Here is a 23,397-nt window from a genome sequence, read left to right as displayed (position 1 = left end):
GCGTCCGAAGACCGGCGAGACACCCGGGCCGGGCGGGACCGACCGGAAAATGGCGACGGGCAGCGCCGTCGCTTGTTCGGCGCGCAGACCGCGGCGGCGAGGCGAAATTCCCTCTTTCCCCGCGCCCGGCCTGGGTTAAGCTGCACCCAGGAGGACCCAGCCATGACCAGCATCAGCAAGGATTTTCAGGGCCAGACCGTGATCTGCACCTTCGATGTCACGCCCGGCAGCGCGCATGACGTGCTGGACGCGCTGACCGCCGCCTATGCCGAGGTGATCAGCAAGCAGCCCGGCTATGTCTCGGGGGCGATCCATCTGAACGACGCCCAGACCCGCCTTGCCACCTATTCGCAATGGCGCGACCGCCGCGACTATCAGGCCATGCTGCGCAGCCCCGAGATGCGCGAGCGCAACCGCGCCATCAACGCCATGTGCCGCCATTTCGAGCCGGTGATGTACGAGGTGATGGACTGCTGGCCGGCCTGACCGCGAAGCCCATGCTGCGCTTGCGAAAATGGCTCTCGCCACCGGGGAATTTCCTGCCTAGTCTGATCGGAAATCCCCCGGCCGCGATCCGGTGCGGGGGCCGGACCGGAGGGGATTCATGGCAGGACGTATCATCACCGTCGCGCAGCAGAAGGGCGGCTCGGGCAAGACCACCATCGCTGTGAACCTGGCGGTCAGCCTGCTGCGGCGCGGACATTCGGTGGCGCTGCTCGATACCGATCCGCAGGGCAGCATGGGGCGCTGGTTCCTGGAGCGGCTGGAGCGGCTGGGCGAGGAGGAGGCGCTGGAGTTCGGCACCTCCTCGGCCTGGGGCGCCAGCTACGAATCCGACAAGCTGAAGAAGCGTTTCGATTACGTCATCATCGACACGCCGCCCAAGATCGACAGCGACCTGCGCCCGGCGCTGCGGGTCGCCGACCTTGTGCTGGTGCCGGTGGCGACCAGCCATGTCGATCTGTGGGCGACCGAGGGTGTGCTGGACCTGGCCCGGCGCGAAAGATGCGACACCCTGATCGTGCTGAACCGGACGCGGCCGCATACGCGGCTGGCGCTGGAGGTGGCCGAGAAGGCCGAGGCCCTGGGGGCCGAGGTCGCCGGCGCGCAGATCGCGAACCGCGTCAGTTATGCCGAAACCCTGGGCCAGGGCCTGGGCGCCGGCGACAGCGCCCGCAATCCGGTGGCCCGAAACGAGGTCGAGGCGCTGGTCGAAGAAGTGCTGAACCGGCTGCCCTGAGCCGCCTTGACCGGGCCGCATGTCCGGGATCGGCGGGCTTCCGCCAAGATGCCGCCGCGCCGGCCCCGATGCGGAAACTTTCCGGCGCCTCGCGGGTTATGGCTGATTGTCCGCATCGAGGAGGCCTTCCGATGAAGCCGATCCTTCCTGTCCTGATGCTCGTCCCGCTGCTGGCGGCGGGCTGTGTGCCCGAGCCCGAAACCCCGCCCGTCATGGGCGAGGACAGTTGCGGTGCCAGCCGCTATCTGCCGCTGATCGGGCAAAGCGGCGTCACTATCTCGGTGCCGGCGAACGTGCCTTATCGCAGCTACAAGACCGGCGATCCGGTGACGATGGACTTTAGCCCCAGTCGGCTGAACTTCGAGCATGACAAGGCCGGCAAGCTGGTCCGGGTGAGTTGCGGTTGACTCCTCGCCCGGCCGTTGCAGGGATATTGGGAAAAACGGTGAACGGCCCGGCGGCAGCCCGTCCTTGGCGTTTGCGGCTTTTCAGGATCGGCGGCGCGAGCGCTTGTTGCCGCCGCGCTGACCGGCGCGGCCGGCCGTCGAGCGCCCCGAGGCCTTGACGGCCTCGTCGGCGGCTTCCTCGATGGCGGATTGGCGGGCCAGCGGATCGTCGGCCACGGCCAGCTCGACCGCCTCCAGCCGCTTGACCTCGTCGCGCAACCGCGCGGCTTCCTCGAATTCCAGGTTCTCAGCCGCCTTGCGCATCTGGGCGCGCAGCGCGTCAAGATGGGCGGCCAGGTTGGCGCCGACCATCGGCTTGTGGATCCGGGTGGTGATGCGCGACTGATCGGTGTCGCCCTGCCAGAGCCCGGCCAGCACGTCCTCGACGTTCTTGCGCACGGTCTGCGGCGTGATGCCGTGTTCCAGGTTATAGGCCATCTGCTTCTGCCGGCGCCGCTCTGTTTCCGCCATGGCGCGCTCCATGCTGCCGGTGATGCGGTCGGCATACATGATGACGCGGCCGTCGGCATTGCGGGCGGCGCGGCCGATGGTCTGGATCAGCGAGGTTTCGGAACGCAGGAAGCCCTCTTTATCCGCGTCCAGGATGGCGACCAGGCCGCATTCAGGAATATCAAGGCCTTCGCGCAACAAGTTGATGCCGACCAGCACGTCGAAAGCGCCCAGCCGCAGGTCGCGCAGGATCTCGATGCGCTCGATCGTGTCGATGTCGCTGTGCATGTAGCGCACGCGGATGCCCTGTTCGTGCAGGTATTCGGTCAGGTCCTCGGCCATGCGCTTGGTCAGCGTGGTGACCAGCGTGCGCATGCCGGCGGCCGAGACCTTGCGCACCTCGTCCAGAAGGTCGTCGACCTGCATCTCGACCGGGCGGATCTCGATCTGCGGGTCGATCAGGCCGGTGGGGCGGATGACCTGTTCGGTAAAGACGCCGCCGGTCTGGTCCAACTCCCAATCCGCGGGGGTGGCGCTGACGAAGACCGATTGCGGGCGCATGGCGTCCCATTCCTCGAATTTCAGCGGGCGGTTGTCCATGCAGCTGGGCAGGCGGAAGCCGTGCTCGGCCAGGGTGAACTTGCGCCGGAAGTCGCCGCGATACATGCCGCCGATCTGCGGCACCGAGACGTGGGATTCGTCAGCGAAGACGATGGCGTTGTCGGGGATGAACTCGAACAGCGTCGGCGGCGGCTCGCCGGGCGCGCGGCCGGTCAGATAGCGGGAATAGTTCTCGATGCCGTTGCAAACGCCTGTCGCTTCAAGCATTTCCAGGTCGAAGTTCGTGCGCTGCTCCAGCCGCTGGGCCTCCAGCAGCTTGCCCTCGTCGGTCAGTTGCTTCAACCGTCCCTGAAGTTCGGCCTTTATCCCCTTGATCGCCTGTTGCAATGTCGGGCGCGGGGTGACGTAGTGGCTGTTGGCATAGATGCGGATCTGCTTGAAGCTGTCGGTTTTCGCCCCGGTCAGCGGGTCGAATTCGGTGATCGCCTCCAATTCGTTGCCGAAGAAGTCGAAGCGCCAGGCGCGGTCTTCCAAGTGGGCGGGCCAGACCTCGACCACGTCGCCCCGCACGCGGAAGCCGCCGCGCTGGAAGGCGGCGTCCAGGCGGCGGTATTGCTGGGCGACCAGCTCGTTGATGAAGCCGCGCTGCTCGTACATCTGGCCGACGACCATGTCCTGGGTCATGGCCGAATAGGTCTCGACCGAGCCGATGCCATAGATGCAGCTGACCGAGGCGACGATGATGACGTCGTCGCGTTCCAGCAGTGCCCGCGTCGCCGAGTGGCGCATGCGGTCGATGGCCTCGTTGATCTGCGATTCCTTCTCGATATAGGTGTCGGAGCGCGGGACATAGGCCTCGGGCTGGTAATAGTCGTAGTAGCTGACGAAATATTCGACGGCATTGTCGGGAAAGAAGCCCTTGAATTCTCCGTATAATTGCGCGGCAAGGGTCTTGTTCGGGGCCAGGATGATGGCGGGGCGCTGAGTCTCCTCGATCACCTTGGCCATGGTGAAGGTCTTGCCGGTGCCGGTGGCGCCCAGCAGCACCTGATCGCGTTCGCCGGCGCGCACGCCCTGGGCCAGTTCGGCAATGGCGGTCGGCTGGTCGCCGGCCGGCTGGAACTCGGACTGCATGACGAAGCGGCGCCCCCCCTCGAGCTTCGGACGGGTGACCTCGGCGAAGCGCGTGACGGGAGCATTGGTGTTGTTGTGACCCATGGTTTTCCCTTTGTTCCGGGTTTGAATCTGGCATCTCGGCGCGCGGATGCAAGGGGCCAGCGCGGATAGGCCGCATTGTCGCAGCCATCTTGAACAGCGGCGCGGCTTGGGGGATAAGGCCATAAGCAAGAACAGAGGGTTCCCGCCAATGCGAGTCCGCATCTACAAGCCTGCCCGCAACGCCATGCAATCGGGCGTCGCCCGCACCCGCGACTGGGTGCTGGTCTTTCCGGCGGCGGATGCGCGCGAGATCGACCCACTGATGGGCTGGACCAGCAGCGACGACACGCAAAGCCAGGTGAAGCTGCGCTTTGCGACCCGCAAGCAGGCCGAGGATTACGCCCGCGAGAAGGGGCTGGATTTCGAGGTAATCGAGCCGCATGCCCGCTCTGCCAATGTCCGGCCCCGCGGCTATGGCGAGAATTTCGCTACCGACCGGCGCGCACCCTGGACGCATTGAGCCTGTGTAAATCGGGCGAAAGTTAGTCCCCAATCGGGGTCGTTTTGTCCGGATTCGGGGCATAGTTTTGTCAACCTGTTGATTTCTCTGGGGTCCGTTTTGGGCAGGCTCTGTTGCACAAATCCTGTCGGGGATTCATCTCATGAAACCCGTACGGTAGCTGGTCTGCATGAGCCGACCCGCATCCCCGACATACAGAACCCGGAACTGGCCAGCCTACAATGAAGCGCTCAAGCGCCGGGGTTCGCTGACGATCTGGTTCGACCCCGAGATGAGCTGGGATGCCGCGCCGACAGGCAGGCGTGGCCGCCAGCAGACCTACAGCGATGCCGCCATTCAGACGTGTCTTTCGATGAAGGTGCTCTTCGGCATGGCGCTCAGGCAGACGACTGGTTTCGTCGAGAGCCTGCTGCAGTTGGTTGGTCTCGACTGGACGGTGCCTGACTTCAGCACCCTGTCCCGTCGCCAGAAGACCCTGGCTGTGAACATACCGTATCGCGGGGCCGCTGCACCTGCTGATCGACAGCACTGGCATCAAGGTCGAGGGCGAAGGCGAGTGGCACGCCCGCAAGCATGGCGGCCCGAAACGGCGCGTCATCCCCGTCACAAAGGCCGTGGGATAGATCTGTCCGGGGAAGGGGAAATCCGGCCATCAACTCTTTTGTGCAACAGAGTCCTCCTCATACCTCGTCGATCCGTGCCAGAAGTCTTTCTCCGCCCAAGGGGGCAAAGGCGCGTTAGCGGCAGGTCAGGATGATGATCTGCTGGTCCTGGGCGACGCGATGCAGGGCGGTGAACATTGCCTCGATCCGGTCGTCGTCGCTGTGGACGAGGGCATCGTCGAGGATCACCGGCACTGGTCGGCCCGAGCCGGCGAAGAGGCGTGCGAAGGCGATTCGGGTGAGGATCGCCAGCTGTTCGCGCGTGCCGCCGGACAGAATATCCAGCCCCTCGTCCTGGCCGTCCCGGGTCAGGGCGATCGGCAGCAGGCTGGTATCATCAATACGCAGCGCGGCGCCGGGGTGAAGGATCGACAAAAGCGGGTCGATCTCGCGCAGGACGGGGCCAAAGTAGGCCTCGCGCGCGTCGCGACGGGCATCCTCCAGCGCGGCGCGCAGACGGGCCAGCGCCTTCACCTCACGCTCATAGCGGGCGGCGCGGGCGGTGACGGTGGCCTCGCGGCCGCGCAATTCCTCAAGGGCCTCTTCGGTACCCTCATCGGCCAGCGCGCTGATGGAGCCGTTGACCCGGCCAGATCGCTGTGCAGGCGTGCGAGATCGCGGCGGCGGCCTTCCACCACCGAACGCAGCCGCGACACCGTCGCCTGCGCCGTGGCCAGGTCGGGCGCGTTTTCGGTCAGGCGAGCAAGGGCAGCGGCTGCGTCCGTTTCCGCCTGTACCAGTGCGGGTTGCGCAGCGGTCAGGTTCTGGACACGGGCGGCGAGATCGACGAGATCTCCCGCCTCGACCTGCACGGCGGCCAGTATCTGATCGGCAGATTGCACCGATGCCTGACGGGCGGCGCGAGTTTCGCGCAGGGTGGCATGGCGGGCTGCGGCTTCGTGGCGCTGCGCAAGGGCCGTGGCTTCGGCCTCAAGCGCAGCCTGAAGCTGGTCTTGCAGCATGGCGGGCTCTTCGGCGGGTTCGGTCTCGGCCGCGCCTGCGGCGGCACGAGCTTCGGCCAGGCGGGCCTGCAGGGCGCCGATACCCTTGGGCGCCAGTTCCGCCAGTAGATTATCCGCCTGACGGATGGCGCTGTCCAGCCGCTCGGCCTCTGCCAACGCCTTGCGGGCGGCGGAGATATCCGGCGCGCCGCAGGCGGACAGGGTCTTGGCCAGTGTCTCTTCGGCCCGGCTCAGTTGCGCCGCCAGATCGCTGGCGGCTACCAGACCCGGATCAATGGTCATGTGTCCGATGCCGGGCAGATCCAGACCAGCCGCCGCGCGCAGCTGGTCGATGGCGGCTATGATTTTTTGCTGATCTTTCACCATCTCAGTATCCCGCTGCCACTGGATCCGGCACAGTTCCCTTGCATCACCGTGGGTCGGGCCCCATTGATCTTGCGCATTCGGCATGATTCAGGCACCGCAAGGAGACCTGATGACGAGCAACCTTTTCTGGCTGACGGACGCGCAGATGACGCGGCTTGAACACCAAGCTGCGTGCCATGACCGATGCGGAAGGTCGCCCGATCCGCGTTCTCGGGGGACATGATCCCCCGGATCATGGCCTTATCCCGCGAACTCATGACCGCAGGTCAGCTATACGGGTGCCGCCGCTCTGCTGGGCAGCCTGCCGAAGGCGGACTGGCTGCTGGCCCATCGGAGCCATGATGCCGACCGGTCCAAGCGACGCTGCAAACGCCGAAACCGCATCGAGATCATCTTCGGCAGGCTCAAGGACTGGCGCCGGGTCGCCACCCGCTCCGACAGAGGCCCGAAGGTCTTCCTGTCTGCCGTCGCTCTCGCCGCCACCGTCATGGTCTGGCTGTCACACGTGAACGAATCTTGGACCTGGGGCAGCGGCTGGCATCGTCAGCGGGCCGGACGTGTCGATCCGTCATTCTGATGGGCTTGATCGCGCTGTCAGTCGCGACCTCCTCCTGGACAGGCCTCGCGCTTGCAGGGATGCAACAGCCGGTGCCAACAACTTCATGGTCGTCCTACCAAGGAGCGCGCGTAGCTCGATCTTACCGAGAGGGCGCATAGGTCTTTCGGCACCATCAGCCGGCGAAGAACCTGTCGTTTCGATTCAAAGAGGTCGTCGTGCACCAGCCATCATGCGACCCATTTTGTAACAGGATTTGTGACAGAAAAGCGGGTTAAGACCCGATTTGAAAGCGATTTCAGCGACTGCAGGGGCACAAAGCAATTATTGGCGGGGGCATCGAACCCCCGGCTTTTTTCGCGGCCCGGGTTGTGCGGTCTCTATTCCGCCGCGTGGCCGGTGACGACGGTCGAAGTTTCCGAATCCGGCTTCATGCGGAAGCCGCGCTCGAGCTGGTCGAAGGGCGCCACCGGATAGTCGCCCGAGAAGCAGGCATCGCAATATTGCGGGCAGGACTTGTCGCGGCCCTTGGCCTCGCCCGCCGCGCGATAAAGCCCGTTCAGCGACACGAAGGCCAGGCTGTCGACGCCGATCCATTCGCGCATCTCCTCCTCGGACATCTGTGCCGCCAGCAGCTTGTCGCGGTCGGGGGTGTCCACGCCGTAGAAGCAGGGCCAGGCGGTGGGTGGCGAGGCGATGCGGAAATGCACCTCGGCCGCGCCGGCGTCCAGGATCATGTCCTTGATCTTGCGCGAGGTGGTGCCGCGCACCACCGAATCGTCGACCAGTACCACGCGCTTGCCCCGGACCAGCGCCCGGTTGACGTTCAGCTTCAACCGCACGCCCATGTTGCGGATCTGCTCGGTCGGCTCGATGAAGGTCCGGCCCATGTACTGGTTGCGAATGATGCCCATGCCGAAGGGGATGCCGCTTTCATGGGCATAGCCGATGGCGGCCGGCGTGCCCGAGTCGGGCACCGGGCAGACCAGGTCGGCCTCGACCGGGGCCTCGCGCGCCAGTTCCACGCCGATCTGGCGCCGGGTCTCATAGACCGAGCGGCCGCCGATGATCGAATCGGGACGCGAGAAATAGACATGCTCGAAGATGCAGAAGCGGCCCTTCGAGGGGCCGAAGGGGCGCGAGCTTTCGATCTCGCCCTTCGAGATCACCACCATCTCGCCCGGCTCGATCTCACGGATGAACTCGGCGCCGATGATGTCCAGCGCGCAGGTTTCCGAGGACAGCACGAAACCGCCGTCGTCGCCGACCTTGCCCAGAACCAGCGGCCGCACGCCCAGCGGGTCGCGCACGCCGATCAGCTTGGTGCGGGTCATGGCGATGACGCTGAACGCGCCCTCGACCCGGCGCAGCGCGTCCTTCATCCGCTCGGGGATGTTGCGCTGGATCGAGCGCGCCATCAGGTGGATGATGCATTCGCTGTCGCTGCTGGACTGGAAGATCGAGCCGCGCTCGATCAGCTCGCGCCGCAGCGCCATGGCGTTGGTGATGTTGCCGTTGTGGGCGATGGCGCAGCCGCCCATGGCGAATTCGCCGAAGAAGGGCTGCACGTCGCGAATCGCCGTCGCCGCCTTGGTGCCGGCGGTGGAATAGCGCACATGGCCGATGGCGAGCGAGCCGGGCAGCGTCTCCATCAGGCTTTGCTTGGTGAAATTGTCGCGGACATAGCCGAAGCGATGGGCGCTGTTAAAGCCCTGCTCAGCGTCGTGGGCGACAATCCCGCCGGCCTCCTGCCCGCGATGTTGCAGGGCGTGCAGCCCCAGGGCGACGAAATTGGCGGCATCCGTCACTCCGATCACGCCGAACACGCCGCACTCTTCGTGCAGGCGGTCGGAATCGAAGGGATGGGCAAGGAATGGCTGCATCATCACCGAGACTCTTGGGGCTATTCCGGGGGCTGGACAGGGAGCGTTCGTGGCCAATCTAGGGTGTCGGGCCGTCGGAGTCACGCCCCAGCGGCAGGAGGGGGCGCATTTTATGTCACGAAAGGGGCATATTCCCTTAATTCGCCGGGGTCGTGGCGGCCGGGGCGGGGGCCGGGGTGGCGGCATCGACGGGCTGGGCGCCGGGCGCGCAGCTGCGCACCAGCTGCTCGTAGCGGCTGACGACCCAGCCCGGCGCGTCCTGCGGGATCTGCTGGTCCATCTGGCCGCGCATGCGCTCGAAGACCTGGGCCGAGCGCGAATTCTCGACCATGGCGACCGGCTGGCTGGCCATGACGCGGTCGTAGACGATGAAGGCGATGGCGACCAGCAGGATGCCGCGCGCCACCCCGAACAGGAAGCCCATGCCCTGGTCCACGCCGCCCAGGGCCGAACGCTGCACGACCGAGGAGAACAGCGGCGTGATGATGGAAAACAGCACCAGCGCCAGCGCGAAGACAGCGGCGAAGCCGGCGATGGTGGCCAGCTCGCAACTGTCGGCCAGGAACTTGTTCAGCCCGGGGATCTGCGCCACCATCGGCCGCACCGTCGGCGCGAAGAGGAAGGCCAGCACCGCCGCGCCGATCCAGCCGAGGATCGCCAGCGATTCGCGCACGAAGCCGCGCGCATAGGCGAGGATCGCCGACAGGATGATCACGGCGGCGACAATGCCGTCGATGATGGTGAAACCGTCCATTTCCACGCCCCTTTCGCGGGTCTGCCCGCGTTTGGAGGCAAGTTCGCCCGCGCCGTCAACCGGCGCCGAACGTCTCGCCCACGAAACTTGTCAGATCCGAGGTGCGGTCGATCCGCATCCCGGCCACGCCCTCGACCTTGGTGGCCGACGGCAGGATCGCCCGTGAAAAACCAAGTTTCTGCGCCTCTTTCAACCTGTTTTCGGCCTGCGAGACGGGACGCAACGCGCCCGACAGGCTGATCTCGCCGAAAAGCACGCAGTCCGAGGGCAGGGCGCTGTCCTCGCGCGCGCCGAGCAGCGCCGCGGCGATGGCAAGGTCGGCGGCCGGTTCGCTGACCCGCATCCCCCCGGCAACATTCAGGAAAACGTCGAGCCCGGCGAAGGGAATGCCGCAGCGCGCCTCAAGCACGGCCAGGATGGTCGAGACCCGCCCCCCGTCGAGCCCGACCACGGTTCGGCGGGGACTTGCCAATGTCGAGGGCGCGACCAAGGCCTGGACTTCGGTCAGCACCGGGCGGGTGCCCTCGATGCCGGCAAAGACCGCCGAGCCGGGCGTCGGCTCGCCACGCTCGGACAGGAACAGCGCCGAAGGGTTCGCGACCTCGGACAGTCCGCCGCCGGTCATCTCGAAGACGCCGATCTCGTCGGCGGGACCGAAACGGTTCTTGTGGGCGCGCAGGATGCGGAACTGGTGGCCGCGCTCGCCCTCGAAATACAGCACGGTATCGACCATATGCTCGACCACGCGCGGGCCAGCGATCTGGCCCTCCTTGGTGACATGGCCGACGAGGATCACGGCGGTGCCGCGCCGCTTGGCGAAGGCCACCAGTTCATGCGCGGCGGTGCGCACCTGCGCCACCGAGCCTGGCGCGGCCTCGATCTGATCCGACCAGAGCGTCTGGATCGAATCGATCACCGCGACGTCCGGACGCTCGGCATCGAGCGTGGTCAGGATGTCGCGCAGCGCGGTCTCGGCCCCCAGCCGCACCGGCGCGTCGCCAAGCCCCAGGCGCTGCGCCCGCATCCTGACCTGCGCCGAGGCTTCCTCGCCCGAGACGTAGATCGCGCTGCGGCCCGAGCGGGCGAAGGCGCTGGCGGCCTGGAGCAGCAGGGTGGACTTGCCGATGCCCGGATCGCCGCCGACCAGGATGGCCGAGCCGGGCACCAGCCCGCCGCCCAGCACCCGGTCGAGTTCGGCGATGCCCGAGGTGGCGCGCGGCGGCGGTGCCTCCTGCGTGGCAAGATCCGAAAGCGGGATGGTCTTGCCCTTGCGCGTGCCGAGGCCGCGCCCCGGCCCCTGGCTGAGCGGCGCCTCCTCGACGATGGTGTTCCAGGCGCCGCAGGCGTCGCACTTGCCGGACCATTTCCGGTGGCTCGCGCCGCAGGCGGTGCAGGTAAAGGCGGTGATCGGTTTGGCCATGCGGGATATGTGGCAGATCGCGGCGACGGATGCCATGGGGCGCCGGATGGGCTTTCCGTTTTTCAAATACCCCTGTGACCGTGCCATCAACGCGGTCGCCGGGCCGGTTGCAAGACGGGTATTTGGAAAACGGAAAGCCGCTCAGTTCACGCCCAGACCGGCCCGCATCATGATGCGGCGCACCGGCGCGACGGCGTAGAGCCCGCCCAGGGCCACGGCACGCAGGTCGCGCAAGGGGCGGGCCGAGATCATGCTGGCGCGGTTCAGCGCGTCGATGCCGATCAGCCGGGCCAGCGCCTCGGGGCGGCGGCGGGTTTCGTAGGCGGCAAGGGACGACGCGCTACCCGGATCGCCGGCCGAGAGTTCGACCAGCGCGGCGAGGTCGGCCAGGCTCATGTTCAGCCCCTGCGCGCCGATCGGCGGCACGACGTGGGCGGCCTCGGCGATCAGGGCCGTGCGCGGGCCGGTGAAGCGGTCGGCGATCTGGCTGATGATCGGCCATTCCGTCAGCCGCGTGGCCTGGGTCAAATGACCGAGCACGCCGGCCGAGCGGCGGTTCAGTTCGGCCTCGAAATCCTCGCGCGGCAGGGCGCACAGCCGGGCGGTTTCGGGGCCGCGCTCCATCCAGACCACGGCCGAGGAGGGCTTGCCGTCGCGGTCCGGCAGCGGCACCAGCGTGAAGGGGCCGCCCGAGCGGTGGATCTCGGTCGAGACGTTCTCATGCGGCCGGGCGTGGGTGACGGCGAAGGCGAGCGCCTTTTGACCATAGCGCAGCGTGCGGGTGCCGATGCCCAACGCCTCGCGGACCGGGGAATGGCGGCCGTCGGCGCCGATCACCAGGCGGGCGCGGATGCGGCTGCCGTCGGTGAGCGTGGCCAGGGCCTCGCTGTCGCGCACCAGCAGGTCTGCGGTGCCGGTGCCGGGCAGGAAACGGACGTTCTGCAGGTTGGCGAGCCGGGCCGAGATTTCCCGTTTCAACAGCCAGTTCGGCAGGTTCCAGCCGAAGGGCTGGTCCGAGATCTCGGCGGCATCGAAATCGCGGGTCAGCCGCGCCTGCGGCAGCGTCCCGCCGGCGTCGATGATCCGCATCACCTGCAGCGCGGTGGCATGGGGCGCGAGCCGGTCCCACAGACCCGCCGCCGACAGCACCGCGACCGAGGGATGCAGGAAGGCGGTGCTGCGCAGGTCGGCACCCGCCGCCGCCTCGTCCGTCACTGGCAGCGCCGGATCGACGCAGGTCACGGCATGGCCGGCGCTGCCGAAGGCGGCCGCGGCGATCAGCCCGGCGATGCCGCCGCCGGAGACCAGGATCTCGGTATCTTCGATCCGCATCGGGCGTCTCTTTCGGGATGGAACGGGTCAGAATCCCGCCGCATAGGCGGCGAGCATGCCATAGACCAGCACCGTCGCGGCCAGGCCCAGCATCGCCAGCGCCGGCAGGCCCCACAGCAGGAAGCCGACGACGGCCGCGGCCACGACCAGAAGCGCGAAGACGAAGAGGAAGCGGGCGGTGCGCGTTTCGGCGCGTTCGTCGGCGGGGGTATCGGACATGGCGCGTTCCTTAGGCTGGCTGCTTGGTCCTGTCGGCAGTTCAGATCATATCGCGCCGGCCGTCCGGGGCAAGTCCGCCCAGGAAGGCGCAGAGGTCCAGGGTATGATGCTGAACATGGGGATCGTGCGGGCGGTCCTGGGCCAGTTCGTCCGGCCCGTGGCGGCCGCAACCCACCAGAATCGTTCGCATTCCCAGCCGATGCGGCACGGCGAGGTTCCTGGGGTCGTCCTCGAACATGGCGGCGCGGGTCGGATCGAAGCCCTCGGCCGCCAGCACTGCGGCATAAGCGCGCGCATCGGGCTTGGGGTGGAAATCGACCTCTTCCACGCCATGGATCGCGTCGAAGACCATCAGCCCGCGATGTTCCAGCACCCGCGCCGCATAGGCGCTGTCGGCATTGGTGTGCACGATCTTGCGGCCGGGCAGGGCGCGGATCCGCGCCGCCAGGTCGGGATCGGGGGTCAGCACCGAGAAGTCGATGTCGTGGACGTCGCGCAGATAGGGCAGGGGCTCGACGCCATGCTCGGCCATCAGCCCGGCCAGGGTGGTGCCGTGCTCGCGCCAGTAGTGCTTGCGCAGCCGATGGGCCTCGGGCTCGGTCACGCCGAGCGCGCGCATGACATAGGCGGTCATCCGCCGCTCGATCTGCGCGAAGAGCTGCACCTCGGGCGCGTAAAGGGTGTTGTCCAGATCGAAGATCCAGGTGGTGACATGCCGAAAATCCATGGCCCCTGCCTAGACCGGCGGCATCGCGCTTGCAATCGCCGCGGCAAGCGGGAATCGTGCGGCCATGAAAGACGCCTATTCGCTGATCCTCTCCGCCATCGACAGCGGCAGTTACCGCCCTGGCGACCGTCTGGTCGAATCCGAACTGGCCGAGCGTTTCGGCGTCAGCCGCACCCCGGTGCGCGAGGCGCTGCAGCGGCTGGAAACGCAGTCGATGCTCAAGCGCGACGGCCGCAGCCTGATCGTCGCCACGCTGGACCACAACCAGCTGGCCGAGCTTTACACCGTGCGCGCCGAGCTGGAGGCGCTGGCCGCGCGGCTGGCCGCCCGCCACGCCACGCCCGAGGAAATCCGCGTGCTGGCCGACATGGTCGAGGACGACCGCAGGATCCTGGGCGATCCGCAGCTGCTGGCGCGGACCAACCGCCGCTTCCACCATCAGCTGCATCTGGCCTCGCACAACCGCTACCTGGTGCAGCAGCTGGACCTGGTGCATCGCAGCATGGCGCTGATGGCGCGCACCACGCTGGCCGCCAAGGGCCGCGACGCGATCTCGCTTGAGGAGCATCAGGCGATCGTCGACGCCATCTCGCGGCGCGACGAGGCGGCGGCCGAACAGGCGCTGCGCCATCACATCTCGATGGCCTTCGAGACCCGGCTCAAGGAAGAGGCGCATCTGGGGGGCGAGGACCAGATCTGATGCGCGAGATCCGCGACCCCGCCGACCTGGAGGAGGGCGCGGCGCATCTGATTCGGGTCTGCCCGGTCTGGGCGCGGGAGCTGCCGGCGCTGCTGCCTCTGCCGCTGCGGCGCTGGCCCGAGGGATTCGCGGCGATTCGCGACGCGGTGGTGGCGCAGCAGATTTCGACGGCGGCGGCCTCGGCCATCGGGGGGCGCATGGCTTCGGCGGGGCTTGCCGAAGAGGCCGGGATCGCGGCGGCGAACGACGAGGCGCTGCGGGCCGTGGGCCTGTCGCGGCCCAAGGCCCGCACGCTGCGCGGCATCGCGGCGGCACGGGTGGACTGGCCGGGCCTGCGCGCGCTGCCCGACGATCAGGCGGTGGCGGTGCTGACCGCGCTGCCGGGAATCGGGCGCTGGACGGCCGAGATCTATCTGAAATTCGCGCTGGGACGGCCGGATGTCTTTGCCGCCGGCGACCTGGCGCTGGCCGAGGCGGCGCGGCTGCTTTATGCCCTGCCCGGGCGGCCGGGACCGGCGGCGCTGACCGCGCTGGCCGAGCCGTGGCGGCCCTGGCGCGCGGTTGCGGCCCGGGCGCTCTGGGCCTATTACCGGGTCGCGAAAGGGCGCGAGGGCGTCCGCTAGGGGGGACGAGATGCCGCGCGAGTTGAAATCCGAACGCAGGGGTCCGCAAAAGGCCGATTCCGTCGTGGTGTTCCTGCATGGTTACGGCGCGGACGGCGCCGACCTGCTGGGGCTGGCCGATCCGCTGGCGCCGCATCTGCCCGGCACCGCCTTCTATGCCCCGAATGCGCCCGAGCCCTGCGTCAACAATCCCATGGGCTACCAGTGGTTTCCGATCCCCTGGATGGACGGGTCCAGCGAAGAGCAGGCGCGCGCCTCGGCTGCGCAGTCCTTCGACGACGTCAACGCCTTTCTCGACACGGTGCTGGCGGATGAGGGCGTGACGCCCGACCGGCTGGCGCTGGTCGGGTTTTCGCAGGGCACGATGATGGCGCTGGCGGTGGCGCCGCAGCGCGCGCCCGAGCTGGCGGGCGTGGTCGGCTTCTCCGGCCGGCTATTGGAACCCGAAAAGGCCGCCGAGGTAAGGACCAAGCCGCCGGTGCTGCTGATCCATGGCGATCAGGATCCGGTGGTGCCCTTCGAGAGCATGGGCATCGCCGGCGAGGCGCTGCAGGACGCGGGGTTCACCGTCTATGGCCATGTGATGAAGGGCACCGGCCACGGCATTTCGCCCGACGGTCTGTCGGTGGCGCTGGCCTTCCTGAAGGAGCGGCTTGCCGCCGGGTCCTGAGCCTTTGAACGATTTCGCCCTTGCGAAAGCGGCGCCGGACCCTACCTTCAATAGGGAAAAGACGAGGAGAATCCCATGACCCTGTTCTGGATGACCGCTTTCGCCTTGATCCCGGCCGGCATGGCGATCTCGCATCTGCTGGCACCACGGCCGCAGCGCGTGGCCGTTCGCGCCCGGCGCTGAACCGCAGCCCCCGCCGTCAGTCCCAGATCGCCGGATCGGCGATCTCGATGGAATTACCGGCCGGGTCGCGGAAATACAGCGACCGGCCACCTTGGGGCCAGGTGAAATCGGCCTCGATCTCCACCTCCGACGCTTCCAGATGCGCGCGCCAGGCGTCTAGGCTGTCGGGCCGGGCGGCGATGCAGAAATGCCCCGGACCCTCGCTGCCATGGGGCGGCACCGGCAGGCGTGCATCGGGCTTGGGCGGGATGCGCGTGGCGCTGGCGCGAAACACCAGCAGCACCTGCGTCCCGCAGCGGAAGAACACGTGCCGGCCGGGCACGCGCGCGATCTCTGACAGGCCGATCACACCGGTCCAGAAACGGGCGGCCCCGTCCAGGTCCTCAGCATAAAGTGCTGATTCCAGGGTGCCGATCAAGGAAGGCGGTTGCGTCATGCCTGCCATCTTGCCAGTAATTCCCGGACCCGGCCAGAGCCGGCAAGAAAAAGGGAGGAACGGCATGGCGTGGATCTATTTGATGATAGCGGGAGTTCTGGAGGTGGTCTGGGCCTTCGCGATGAAACAATCCGGAGGGTTCAACCGGCCGGGCTATGCCGTGGTGACCCTGGTCGCCATGCTGGCCAGCGTCTGGTTCCTGTCGATGTCGATGAAGGTCCTGCCGCTGGGCACCGCCTATGTGATCTGGACCGGCATCGGCGCGGTCGGCGCCTTTGTGGTCGGCATCGTCGTGCTGGGCGAATCCGCCGATCCGCTGCGGCTGATCGCGGCGGCGCTGATCCTGTCGGGCCTGCTCTTGCTGAAGTTCGCCTCGCCGCATTGACGGCCCGGCGCGCGCCCGCGGCCCGGCCTGTCATATCCCCGTCACCCCGCGCGGCTATTTGATCGGCGGGCATATATTCGGGGACTTGTCAGTCCGCAGCCGCGATATATAGTCGGGCGCAAGGATCAGGACGAGTTCCGGGCAGGGCAAGACGAGGTGCCGATGCTGGACGACCAAGGCGATTTCAGAACGCAATTCGTGCGCGAGCCCTCGGGGCTGCGCCACCATCCGGCGCTGGTTCTGAACGCCGATTTCCGACCGCTCAGCTATTACCCCCTGTCGCTCTGGCCCTGGCAGGAGGCGATCAAGGCGGTGTTTCTGGAGCGGGTCCAGATCATCGCCGAATATGAGGAGGTGGTGCGCAGCCAGAGGCAAAGCATACGCATCCCCTCGGTCGTGGTGCTGAAGGATTTCGTCAAACCCCAGAAGCGCGTGGCATTCACGCGCTTCAATCTTTTCCTGCGGGACGAATTCTGCTGCCAGTATTGCGGCGCCCGCGGCGAGCTGACCTTCGACCACGTCATCCCCCGGTCCCGCGGGGGCGTCACCAGTTGGGAGAATGTCGTCGCGGCCTGTTCGCCCTGCAACCTGAAAAAAGCCAACAAGTCGCTGCGCAACTCGGGGCTGAAGCTGCGCCGTCCCCCGCGGCGCCCCAGCCCCGAAGAGATGCATGCCGTCGGCCGCCGGTTCCCGCCGAACCACTTGCACAAGAGTTGGATGGACTTTCTTTACTGGGATACCGAACTGCTTGCGGAGTGATGTCGGGACCCGTTTCCGGCTGCGGCATCGACAATACGGCGCCCAACATCGCCGAGGCTACGCGGTGCCTTGGACGGTGGGGTGACCGTCATGAAGTGCCCGGGCGGTTTCCCGGCGGTCCGGTGTGCCGGCGCAAGGCTCTGAAGGCGCTATTGTCCGATTGCAAATTTATCGGACAATAGCGGGGGCGATCTAGCGAATGACTGACGGGGACGGAGACTAGGCTGCGCATTGCCCCGTGCGCCGCTGCGGTTTTTGATGATCGAAGACCAGCGTCTCTGCTGGTTGCGGGGGAGCTTGCTGTAAAATGGGTCGTCGGGTGATCGCGCCGGTCGGTTCCGATCGACATTCCTATGAGCCGGGACGTCTGGCCCGGCTGCTGTGCGTGACTTCAAGCACCGCTGCCGGCGCAGCAACCTGATGGGAATCGTGTTGCTGTATGAAGAACTACAGCCTCTGCGGAATGGCGGATGTTGCTTGCCGCGACAGAGGGCACCAGGGTCACCTTCTGCCTGCAGGACTTCTGCTTTGACGCCTCAAGGAGGCGGCAGCCTAGCGGGAATGATGGTCGCGCGTCGTCAGATGCGCGATCCCCGCCGCCGCCAGCGCCAGAAGACCCAGCGCGAAAAGCGGCACGCCCGCGGCGCTTGCCGCCCAGAGCGTCAGCCCGGCGGCCAGGATCACGGCAAGGATCAGGATCAGGAAATGCGGCAGCGGCATGTCGTCCTCCGTTGCTCTCAATATGAGGCGCCGTCGCCGCGGGGAAAAGAGCCGGCGCGGAAAAACCGGCGTGATCCGCCGATAATTCCTCCGGTCGCTGCGACATCCCGCCGGCGGCACGCGGGGCGCTGGAAAATGTTCCTGTAATGTTCTAGGATGCGGCATGACCCTGCCGCCCCGCAATCCGGATGAAATCGCCCGCGCCCGCGGCGCCGACTCGCGCCCCGCCGCCCGGTTCGAGCCCTATCGCACCGAGCGCGAGCATGACGGTTGGGACATTCCCGAAGAACAATCGCTGCTGCGCACCGAGGTGGCGCAAGAGCAGGCGCGTTCGATCATCACCCGCAATGCCTCGCCCGACATTCCCTTCGACCGCTCGGTCAATCCCTATCGCGGCTGCGAACATGGCTGCATCTATTGCTTCGCCCGGCCCAGCCACGCCTATCTGGGCCTGTCTCCGGGCCTGGATTTCGAGACCCGGATCGTGGCCAAGCCCAACGCGTCGGAGCTGCTGGAGGCACAGATCGGCCGCCGCGGCTATGCGGTCGCGCCCATCGCCTTCGGCACCAATACCGACCCCTATCAGCCCATCGAGGCGAAGTTCGGCATCATGCGCGGCTGCCTGCAGGTGCTGCACGACTGGAACCATCCGCTGAGCCTGGTCACCCGCGGCGCCACGGTGATGCGCGATGCGGACCTGCTGGGCGCGATGGCGGCGAAGGCGCAGGTCATGGTCTGCATCTCGATCACCACGCTGGACGCCGAACTGGCCCGGGCGATGGAGCCGCGCGCGCCGGCCCCCGCGACGCGGCTGCGGATGATCCGGGTTCTGGCCGAGGCCGGGGTGCCGGTGCGGGTGATGGTGGCGCCGATGATCCCGGTGCTGACCGCGCATGAGTTGGAAGCCATCATGCAGGCGGCACGCGACGCAGGTGCCACCGCCGCCAGCATGATCCCGGTCCGCCTGCCGCTGGAGGTGGCGCCGCTGTTCCGCGACTGGCTGCAGCGTCACCACCCCGGCAAGGCCGCCCATGTCATGGCCCGCATCCAGGCGATGCGCGGCGGGCGCGACAACGACCCGCGCTTCGGCACGCGCATGCGCGGCGAGGGGGTCGAGGCCGATCTGCTGCACCAGCGTTTCCGCCTGGCCCGCAAGCGGCTGGGGCTGACGCGCGAAGCCGAGGTGCTGGATTGCAGCCGTTTCGGGCCTCCGCCCCGGGCCGGGGACCAGCTGTCGCTGTTCTGACGGCGGGGGCTACTCTCCGGGCCCCATGACCTGGGCGATCCGGGCCGAGATCGCGTCGGGCGTCGGCCGCGGCCCGCGCGGGGCGCCGACCAGCGCGTCGCGCATGGCGGCCAGATGCGCGGGCGTGGTGCCGCAGCAGCCGCCGACGATGCGGATGCCCATGTCCCGGGCCAGCACGGCGAATTCGGCCATCACCTCGGGCGTGGCGTCATAGACCAGCCCGCCGTACTGATAGCGCGGAACGCCCGCGTTCGGCTTGGCGATCAGCGGCCGCTCGTTGCCCGAGGCGGCGAAGCCCGCCACCGCCAGCAGCAGCTCCGCCGGGCCGGTGCCGCAATTCGCGCCATAGGCCAGGGGCGGATGCGGCAGCCGCTCGATCAGCGCGGCAAGCTGCGGCGGCGCCACGCCCATGATGCTGCGCCCGCCCGGCTCGAAGCTCATCATGCCGCACCAAGGCATGCCGACGGCCTGGGCGGCGCGGGCGGCGGCGCGCATTTCCTCGGCGGCGCTGACGGTCTCGATCCACAGCACGTCGACGCCGCCCTCTTTCAGCGCCTGCGCCTGTTCGGTGAACATGGCGGTGGCCTCGGTCTCGGTCAGCCGGCCCATCGGCGCCATGATCTCGCCGATCGGGCCCATCGAGCCCGCAACCACCACGGGACGGCCGGATTCGGCCGCGGCCTCGCGCGCCAGGCGGGCGGCGGCGGCGTTCAGCGCGGCCACGCGGTCCTGGGCCTGCGCCAGCCGCAGCCGGCTGGCATTGGCGCCGAAGCTGTTGGTCAGGATGATGTCGGCGCCGGCGGCGATCATCTGGCGGTGCAGATCGCGCACCTTGTCGGGCTGGCTTTCGCACCACAGGTCTGGCGCCTGTCCCGGCGCCAGCCCCATGTTGTAGAGATTCGTCCCGGTCGCGCCGTCGGCCAGAAGCCATGGACGTTCGCCGAGCATCCGCGAAAGCTGGTCAGGCATGGTCTTTTCCGTTCTGCGGCAGGACGGGGCAAGCATAGCCCATCCCGCCGCGAAGTCATTGGAACATTTGCCCACTCAGCGCGAGCGGATCATGCCCATGATGTCCTTGGCGCGCTCGACGATGGGCCGGGCGATGGCCTCGGCCTGGCCGGCGCCGCGGCCCAGGATGCGGTCGATCTCGGCCGGGTCGGCCATGAACTGGGTCATGCGCTTGGTGATCGGCGCCAAGGCTTCGACCGCGACCTCGGCCAGCGCTGGCTTGAAGGCGCCGAAGCCCTGGCCCTCGAACCGCGCCAGCACCTGGTCGCCGGTCTCGCCCGAAAGCGCGGCGTAGATATTGACGAGGTTCTTCGCCTCGGGCCGGTCCTTGAGGCCCTCCATCGTGCCGGGCAGCGGCTCGGCATCGGTGCGCGCCTTGCGGATCTTCTGCGCGATGGCATCGGCATCGTCGGTCAGGTTGATGCGGCTGGCATCCGAGGGGTCGGATTTCGACATCTTCTTGCTGCCGTCGCGCAGGGACATGACGCGGGTGGCCGTGCCCTCGATCAGCGGTTCGGTGGTCGGGAAGAACTCCACGCCGTAATCGTGGTTGAACTTGGCGGCGATGTCGCGGGTCAGCTCCAGGTGCTGCTTCTGGTCCTCACCCACCGGCACGGCGGTGGCGTGATAGGCCAGGATGTCGGCGGCCATCAGCGAGGGATAGGCCAGCAGGCCGAGCGACGAATTCTCGCTGTTCTTGCCGGCCTTGTCCTTGAACTGGGTCATCCGGTACATCCAGCCGACCCGTGCCACGGTATTGAAAAGCCAGGCCAATTCGGCGTGCTGCGGCACCTGGCTCTGGTTGAACAGGATCGAGACCTCGGGGTCCACGCCCGAGGCCAGGAAGGCCGCCGCGACCTCGCGGGTGTTGTGGCGCAGCTTTTCCGGCTCTTGCCAGACGGTGATCGCGTGCAGGTCCACGACGCAATAGATCGTCTCGGCCCCTTGTCCCTGATAGTCCGCAAAGCGTTTCAGCGCGCCCAGATAGTTCCCCAGCGTCAACCCGCCCGAGGGCTGGATGCCGGAAAAGATGCGCTTGGCGAAGCTCGTGGTCATGGCACTACCTGCTTGGAAAATCCCGGGGGCTGGCTTACCTCTTGGCCCGGCCGGGCGCAACAGCCCGCAAGGAAAGGGGCGCGACCGCCTCGCAAGCGAAGGATCGAAGATGCGCCCCGGTTACGATGAATCGCCGCTGAACCCCGTGCCCGCCGTGGTCTGGATGATCGCCCTGCCGATGATCGCCTGCGAGGCGGTGTTCGGGCTCGGGCAACTGGGCTTCGTCGGCGGCGGGCAGGGCGGCGGCATGGCCATGCGCCAGATCGCGGTCGAGCGCACCGCCTATGTCCCCGATTTCGTGCTGCGGCTGTGGCAGATGAAGGTGTTCCTGCTGGACCAGAGTTGGCGGGTGCTGACCTATCCCTTCGTGCACCTGTCGCTGACCCATGCGCTGTTCGTGATCGTCTTCACCCTGGCCCTGGGGAACCTGATCGCGCATCAGTTCCGACCTTGGGCGGTGCTTGCGCTGTTCTTCGGCTCGGCCATCGGCGGCGCGCTGGTCTATACGCTGTGCGCGGGGCTGCTGCCGCAGTTCCGGTTCCAGCCGCTGATCGGCGGCTATCCGGCGGTCTATGGCTTCGTCGGCGCCTTCACCTTCCTGCTCTGGACCCGGCTCGGGCAGCAGAACGCCAACCGGATGCGGGCCTTTACCCTGATCGGCATGCTGCTGGCCTTTCAGCTGGTCTTCGGCATCCTGTTCCAGGACGGCAGCCTGACCTGGATCGCCGAGGTCTCGGGCTTCGCCGCCGGCTTCGCGCTGTCCTTCGTGCTGGTCCCCGGCGGGATCGCCCGGGTGGTGCGCCAGATCCGTCAGCGCTGACGCCGCAAGCCAGCGCGCAGGTCCGAGGGCCGGAAGGCGCCGAGCGCCACCGCCGTTAGGCCGTAGCTGACCATGCCGCCCAGGACCAGCGCGGCCAGCGCCAGATAGCGGGTGCCCTGGGTCAGCAGCGCCTGCTCCAGCAGCTGCATCAGCCCCCACAGCACCACACCCATCACCGCCGAGGCCGCGACGATGCGGGGCAGGCGGTGGCGCAGGCGGGCGTCCAGCTCGGCCGCCTCGCCGAAGGCGCGGGTGCCGAGCCACAGCTGCGCGGCCATGGTCCAGCCGGCGATGGTCGTGCCCCAGGCCGCGGCGGCAAAGCCGATGAAGGGTGCCAGCCCCAGCGCCGCCACCGCATTGACCACCATCGACCAGACCGCGAAGCGGAAGGGTTTGCGGGTGTCCTCGCGGGCGAAATACAGCGGTTGCAGCACCTTTTGCAGCACGAAGGCCGGCAGGCCGACGCCATAGATCGCCAGCGCCAGCGCCGTCGGCCCGACGTCGCTTTCAAGGAAGGCGCCGCGCTTGAACAGCACCGAGATCAGCGGATAGGCCGCCACCACCAGCGCCACCGCCGCCGGCACGGTCAGGAACAGGGCGAATTCGGCGGCGCGGTTATAGGCATGGCGGCCGCCGGCGGTGTCCTCGGCCTTGAGCCGGCGCGAGATGTCGGGCAGCAGCACGATGCCGATGGCGATGCCGACGACGCCCAGCGGCAGCTGATACAGCCGGTCGGCATTGGTCAGCCATGAGATCGCCCCGTCGAAGAACGAACCGATCTGCCGGCCGACCAGCAGGTTGACCTGCACCACGCCGCCCGCCAGCACCGCCGGCGCCGCGATGCGCAGCAGTTGCTTCATGTCGGGCGAGAGCCGGGGCCGGCGCAGCCGCAGCGGGAATCCCATGCGTTTCGCCGCCCACCAGCAGGTGAAGAACTGGGCGATGCCCGAGACCGGCGTCGACCAGGACATCGCCATCCCCATGTCCCAGCCGTTGCGGTCCGCCAGCAGCATGGCGGCGATCAGGATCAGGTTCATCAGCACAGGCGCCGCAGCAGCGGCCAGGAAGCGGCCGCCGGCGTTCAGCAGTCCCGACAGCATCGCCGTCAGCGAGATGAATAGCACATAGGGAAAGCAGATCCGGCCATAGGTCACCGCCAGATCGAAGCGCTCGTCACCCTTGAAGCCGGCGGCCTGCATCAGGATCAGCCAGGGCATGGCGACATGCGCGATCAGCGACAGCACCAGCACGACGCTGAACAGGCCGGCGAAGGCCTCTTCGGCAAAGCCGTGGGCGTTTTCCTCGGCCTCCAGCCGCTTGGCGAACATCGGCACGAAGGCGGTGTTGAAGGCGCCCTCGCCGAAGAAGCGGCGGAACATGTTCGGCAGCGAAAAGGCGATGGTATAGGCTTGCGCCACCGGGCCGGTGCCCAGATAGGCCGCGATCATTACGTCGCGGACGAAGCCCACGACGCGGCTGGCCAGCGTCCACGCCCCCACCGAGAGGAATCCCCGGATAAGTCTGATCGGTTGCAT

25 protein-coding genes and 2 pseudogenes are annotated in these 23,397 nt (G+C 67.6%); 13 read left to right on the top strand and 14 right to left on the bottom strand.

Annotated features, from left to right (window positions below):
- Positions 1 to 162 precede the first annotated feature (162 nt).
- The 3 genes from JCM7685_RS08785 (at position 163) to JCM7685_RS08775 (ending at position 1,647) form a co-directional block, all read left to right on the top strand.
- Entirely contained in the window at positions 163 to 486 is a 324-nt protein-coding gene (locus JCM7685_RS08785) for an antibiotic biosynthesis monooxygenase family protein (protein WP_074966722.1), read from the top strand.
- A gap of 118 nt (positions 487 to 604) precedes the next feature.
- Positions 605 to 1,240: a ParA family partition ATPase gene (parA, locus tag JCM7685_RS08780; RefSeq protein ID WP_074966721.1), complete on the top strand. Its 636-nt coding sequence runs from the start codon at positions 605 to 607 to the stop codon at positions 1,238 to 1,240.
- Between the two features lie 131 nt (positions 1,241 to 1,371).
- Entirely contained in the window at positions 1,372 to 1,647 is a 276-nt protein-coding gene (locus JCM7685_RS08775; RefSeq protein WP_074966720.1) for an I78 family peptidase inhibitor, read from the top strand.
- 81 nt (positions 1,648 to 1,728) lie between these two features.
- Here the strand turns inward: JCM7685_RS08775 and uvrB are convergent, their stop codons facing one another.
- The gene (uvrB, locus tag JCM7685_RS08770; protein WP_074966719.1) at positions 1,729 to 3,915 is read right to left on the bottom strand and encodes an excinuclease ABC subunit UvrB; all 2,187 of its coding nucleotides are present in this window, start codon (positions 3,913 to 3,915) and stop codon (positions 1,729 to 1,731) included.
- 148 nt (positions 3,916 to 4,063) lie between these two features.
- On the opposite strand from uvrB, the gene JCM7685_RS08765 reads away from it, so the two are divergent.
- Together JCM7685_RS08765 and JCM7685_RS08760 are read left to right on the top strand one after the other, a co-directional pair.
- Positions 4,064 to 4,375: an ETC complex I subunit gene (locus JCM7685_RS08765; protein ID WP_074966718.1), complete on the top strand. Its 312-nt coding sequence runs from the start codon at positions 4,064 to 4,066 to the stop codon at positions 4,373 to 4,375.
- Between the two features lie 169 nt (positions 4,376 to 4,544).
- Positions 4,545 to 4,971, top strand: a pseudogene (locus JCM7685_RS08760) (IS5 family transposase); the annotation flags it as partial.
- 141 nt (positions 4,972 to 5,112) lie between these two features.
- Here the strand turns inward: JCM7685_RS08760 and JCM7685_RS08755 are convergent.
- Entirely contained in the window at positions 5,113 to 5,511 is a 399-nt protein-coding gene (locus tag JCM7685_RS08755) for an ATP-binding protein (RefSeq protein WP_139218101.1), read from the bottom strand.
- Positions 5,508 to 6,365: a hypothetical protein gene (locus JCM7685_RS08750; RefSeq protein ID WP_139218102.1), complete on the bottom strand. Its 858-nt coding sequence runs from the start codon at positions 6,363 to 6,365 to the stop codon at positions 5,508 to 5,510. The genes JCM7685_RS08755 and JCM7685_RS08750 overlap by 4 nt, the downstream gene beginning before the upstream one ends.
- A 152-nt stretch (positions 6,366 to 6,517) precedes the next feature.
- Between JCM7685_RS08750 and JCM7685_RS20745 the strand changes: the two are divergent.
- Positions 6,518 to 6,942, top strand: a pseudogene (locus tag JCM7685_RS20745) (hypothetical protein); the annotation flags it as partial.
- A 359-nt stretch (positions 6,943 to 7,301) separates the two neighbouring features.
- Here the strand turns inward: JCM7685_RS20745 and purF are convergent.
- The 6 genes from purF to JCM7685_RS08715 form a co-directional block, all read right to left on the bottom strand.
- The gene (purF, locus tag JCM7685_RS08740) at positions 7,302 to 8,804 is read right to left on the bottom strand and encodes an amidophosphoribosyltransferase (protein ID WP_100526116.1); all 1,503 of its coding nucleotides are present in this window, start codon (positions 8,802 to 8,804) and stop codon (positions 7,302 to 7,304) included.
- Between the two features lie 136 nt (positions 8,805 to 8,940).
- The gene (locus tag JCM7685_RS08735; RefSeq protein WP_074968903.1) at positions 8,941 to 9,558 is read right to left on the bottom strand and encodes a CvpA family protein; all 618 of its coding nucleotides are present in this window, start codon (positions 9,556 to 9,558) and stop codon (positions 8,941 to 8,943) included.
- A 55-nt stretch (positions 9,559 to 9,613) separates the two neighbouring features.
- Complete coding sequence (radA, locus tag JCM7685_RS08730; RefSeq protein ID WP_074968989.1) at positions 9,614 to 10,978, bottom strand: DNA repair protein RadA; 1,365 nt, start codon at positions 10,976 to 10,978, stop codon at positions 9,614 to 9,616.
- 141 nt (positions 10,979 to 11,119) lie between these two features.
- Positions 11,120 to 12,310, bottom strand: coding sequence for a UbiH/UbiF family hydroxylase (locus tag JCM7685_RS08725; protein ID WP_074968904.1), 1,191 nt, complete (start codon positions 12,308 to 12,310; stop codon positions 11,120 to 11,122).
- 27 nt (positions 12,311 to 12,337) lie between these two features.
- Positions 12,338 to 12,529: a hypothetical protein gene (locus JCM7685_RS08720; protein WP_074968906.1), complete on the bottom strand. Its 192-nt coding sequence runs from the start codon at positions 12,527 to 12,529 to the stop codon at positions 12,338 to 12,340.
- Between the two features lie 40 nt (positions 12,530 to 12,569).
- A complete protein-coding gene (locus tag JCM7685_RS08715) occupies positions 12,570 to 13,256 on the bottom strand; it encodes a pyrimidine 5'-nucleotidase (protein WP_074968909.1) in 687 nt (228 codons plus the stop codon).
- Between the two features lie 64 nt (positions 13,257 to 13,320).
- Here JCM7685_RS08715 and JCM7685_RS08710 point away from each other — a divergent pair, with 64 nt between their 5' ends.
- From JCM7685_RS08710 to JCM7685_RS08700, 3 genes are read left to right on the top strand one after another with little or no spacing between them, the layout of a single operon-like run.
- The gene (locus JCM7685_RS08710) at positions 13,321 to 13,956 is read left to right on the top strand and encodes a GntR family transcriptional regulator (RefSeq protein ID WP_074968911.1); all 636 of its coding nucleotides are present in this window, start codon (positions 13,321 to 13,323) and stop codon (positions 13,954 to 13,956) included.
- On the top strand, positions 13,956 to 14,579 hold the full coding sequence (locus JCM7685_RS08705; protein ID WP_074968913.1) for a DNA-3-methyladenine glycosylase family protein: 624 nt from the start codon (positions 13,956 to 13,958) through the stop codon (positions 14,577 to 14,579). The genes JCM7685_RS08710 and JCM7685_RS08705 overlap by 1 nt, the downstream gene beginning before the upstream one ends.
- A 10-nt stretch (positions 14,580 to 14,589) precedes the next feature.
- Positions 14,590 to 15,249: an alpha/beta hydrolase gene (locus tag JCM7685_RS08700; RefSeq protein ID WP_074968915.1), complete on the top strand. Its 660-nt coding sequence runs from the start codon at positions 14,590 to 14,592 to the stop codon at positions 15,247 to 15,249.
- Between the two features lie 199 nt (positions 15,250 to 15,448).
- On the opposite strand, the gene JCM7685_RS08695 is transcribed toward JCM7685_RS08700, so the two are convergent.
- Positions 15,449 to 15,868 (bottom strand): VOC family protein, encoded by a 420-nt coding sequence (locus JCM7685_RS08695; RefSeq protein ID WP_074968917.1) that lies wholly within the window; start codon positions 15,866 to 15,868, stop codon positions 15,449 to 15,451.
- Positions 15,869 to 15,932: 64 nt separating this feature from the next.
- On the opposite strand from JCM7685_RS08695, the gene JCM7685_RS08690 reads away from it, so the two are divergent.
- Positions 15,933 to 16,253: a DMT family transporter gene (locus JCM7685_RS08690; protein WP_074968919.1), complete on the top strand. Its 321-nt coding sequence runs from the start codon at positions 15,933 to 15,935 to the stop codon at positions 16,251 to 16,253.
- 162 nt (positions 16,254 to 16,415) lie between these two features.
- Positions 16,416 to 17,012 (top strand): HNH endonuclease, encoded by a 597-nt coding sequence (locus JCM7685_RS08685; RefSeq protein WP_074968921.1) that lies wholly within the window; start codon positions 16,416 to 16,418, stop codon positions 17,010 to 17,012.
- Between the two features lie 552 nt (positions 17,013 to 17,564).
- On the opposite strand, the gene JCM7685_RS19865 is transcribed toward JCM7685_RS08685, so the two are convergent.
- A complete protein-coding gene (locus tag JCM7685_RS19865) occupies positions 17,565 to 17,732 on the bottom strand; it encodes a hypothetical protein (protein WP_170848943.1) in 168 nt (55 codons plus the stop codon).
- Positions 17,733 to 17,895: 163 nt separating this feature from the next.
- On the opposite strand from JCM7685_RS19865, the gene JCM7685_RS08680 reads away from it, so the two are divergent.
- Positions 17,896 to 18,978, top strand: a complete 1,083-nt coding sequence (locus JCM7685_RS08680) for a PA0069 family radical SAM protein (protein ID WP_074968923.1) — start codon at positions 17,896 to 17,898, stop codon at positions 18,976 to 18,978.
- Between the two features lie 9 nt (positions 18,979 to 18,987).
- Here JCM7685_RS08680 and bmt read toward each other — a convergent pair whose 3' ends face one another.
- Positions 18,988 to 19,947, bottom strand: coding sequence for a betaine--homocysteine S-methyltransferase (gene bmt / locus JCM7685_RS08675; RefSeq protein ID WP_074968926.1), 960 nt, complete (start codon positions 19,945 to 19,947; stop codon positions 18,988 to 18,990).
- Between the two features lie 75 nt (positions 19,948 to 20,022).
- Positions 20,023 to 21,042: a tryptophan--tRNA ligase gene (gene trpS, locus JCM7685_RS08670; RefSeq protein ID WP_074968928.1), complete on the bottom strand. Its 1,020-nt coding sequence runs from the start codon at positions 21,040 to 21,042 to the stop codon at positions 20,023 to 20,025.
- A 109-nt stretch (positions 21,043 to 21,151) separates the two neighbouring features.
- On the opposite strand from trpS, the gene JCM7685_RS08665 reads away from it, so the two are divergent.
- Positions 21,152 to 21,862: a rhomboid family intramembrane serine protease gene (locus JCM7685_RS08665; RefSeq protein ID WP_074968930.1), complete on the top strand. Its 711-nt coding sequence runs from the start codon at positions 21,152 to 21,154 to the stop codon at positions 21,860 to 21,862.
- On the opposite strand, the gene murJ is transcribed toward JCM7685_RS08665, so the two are convergent.
- A complete protein-coding gene (gene murJ / locus JCM7685_RS08660; RefSeq protein WP_074968932.1) occupies positions 21,853 to 23,397 on the bottom strand; it encodes a murein biosynthesis integral membrane protein MurJ in 1,545 nt (514 codons plus the stop codon). The two genes, JCM7685_RS08665 and murJ, sit on opposite strands and share 10 nt — an antisense overlap.

Source organism: Paracoccus aminovorans (genome assembly GCF_900005615.1).
In the GTDB taxonomy this organism is placed as follows: Bacteria; Pseudomonadota; Alphaproteobacteria; order Rhodobacterales; family Rhodobacteraceae; genus Paracoccus; species Paracoccus aminovorans.
The sequence above is the reverse complement of the archived record's forward strand: the minus strand, read 5'-3'. Positions and strand labels throughout refer to the sequence as shown.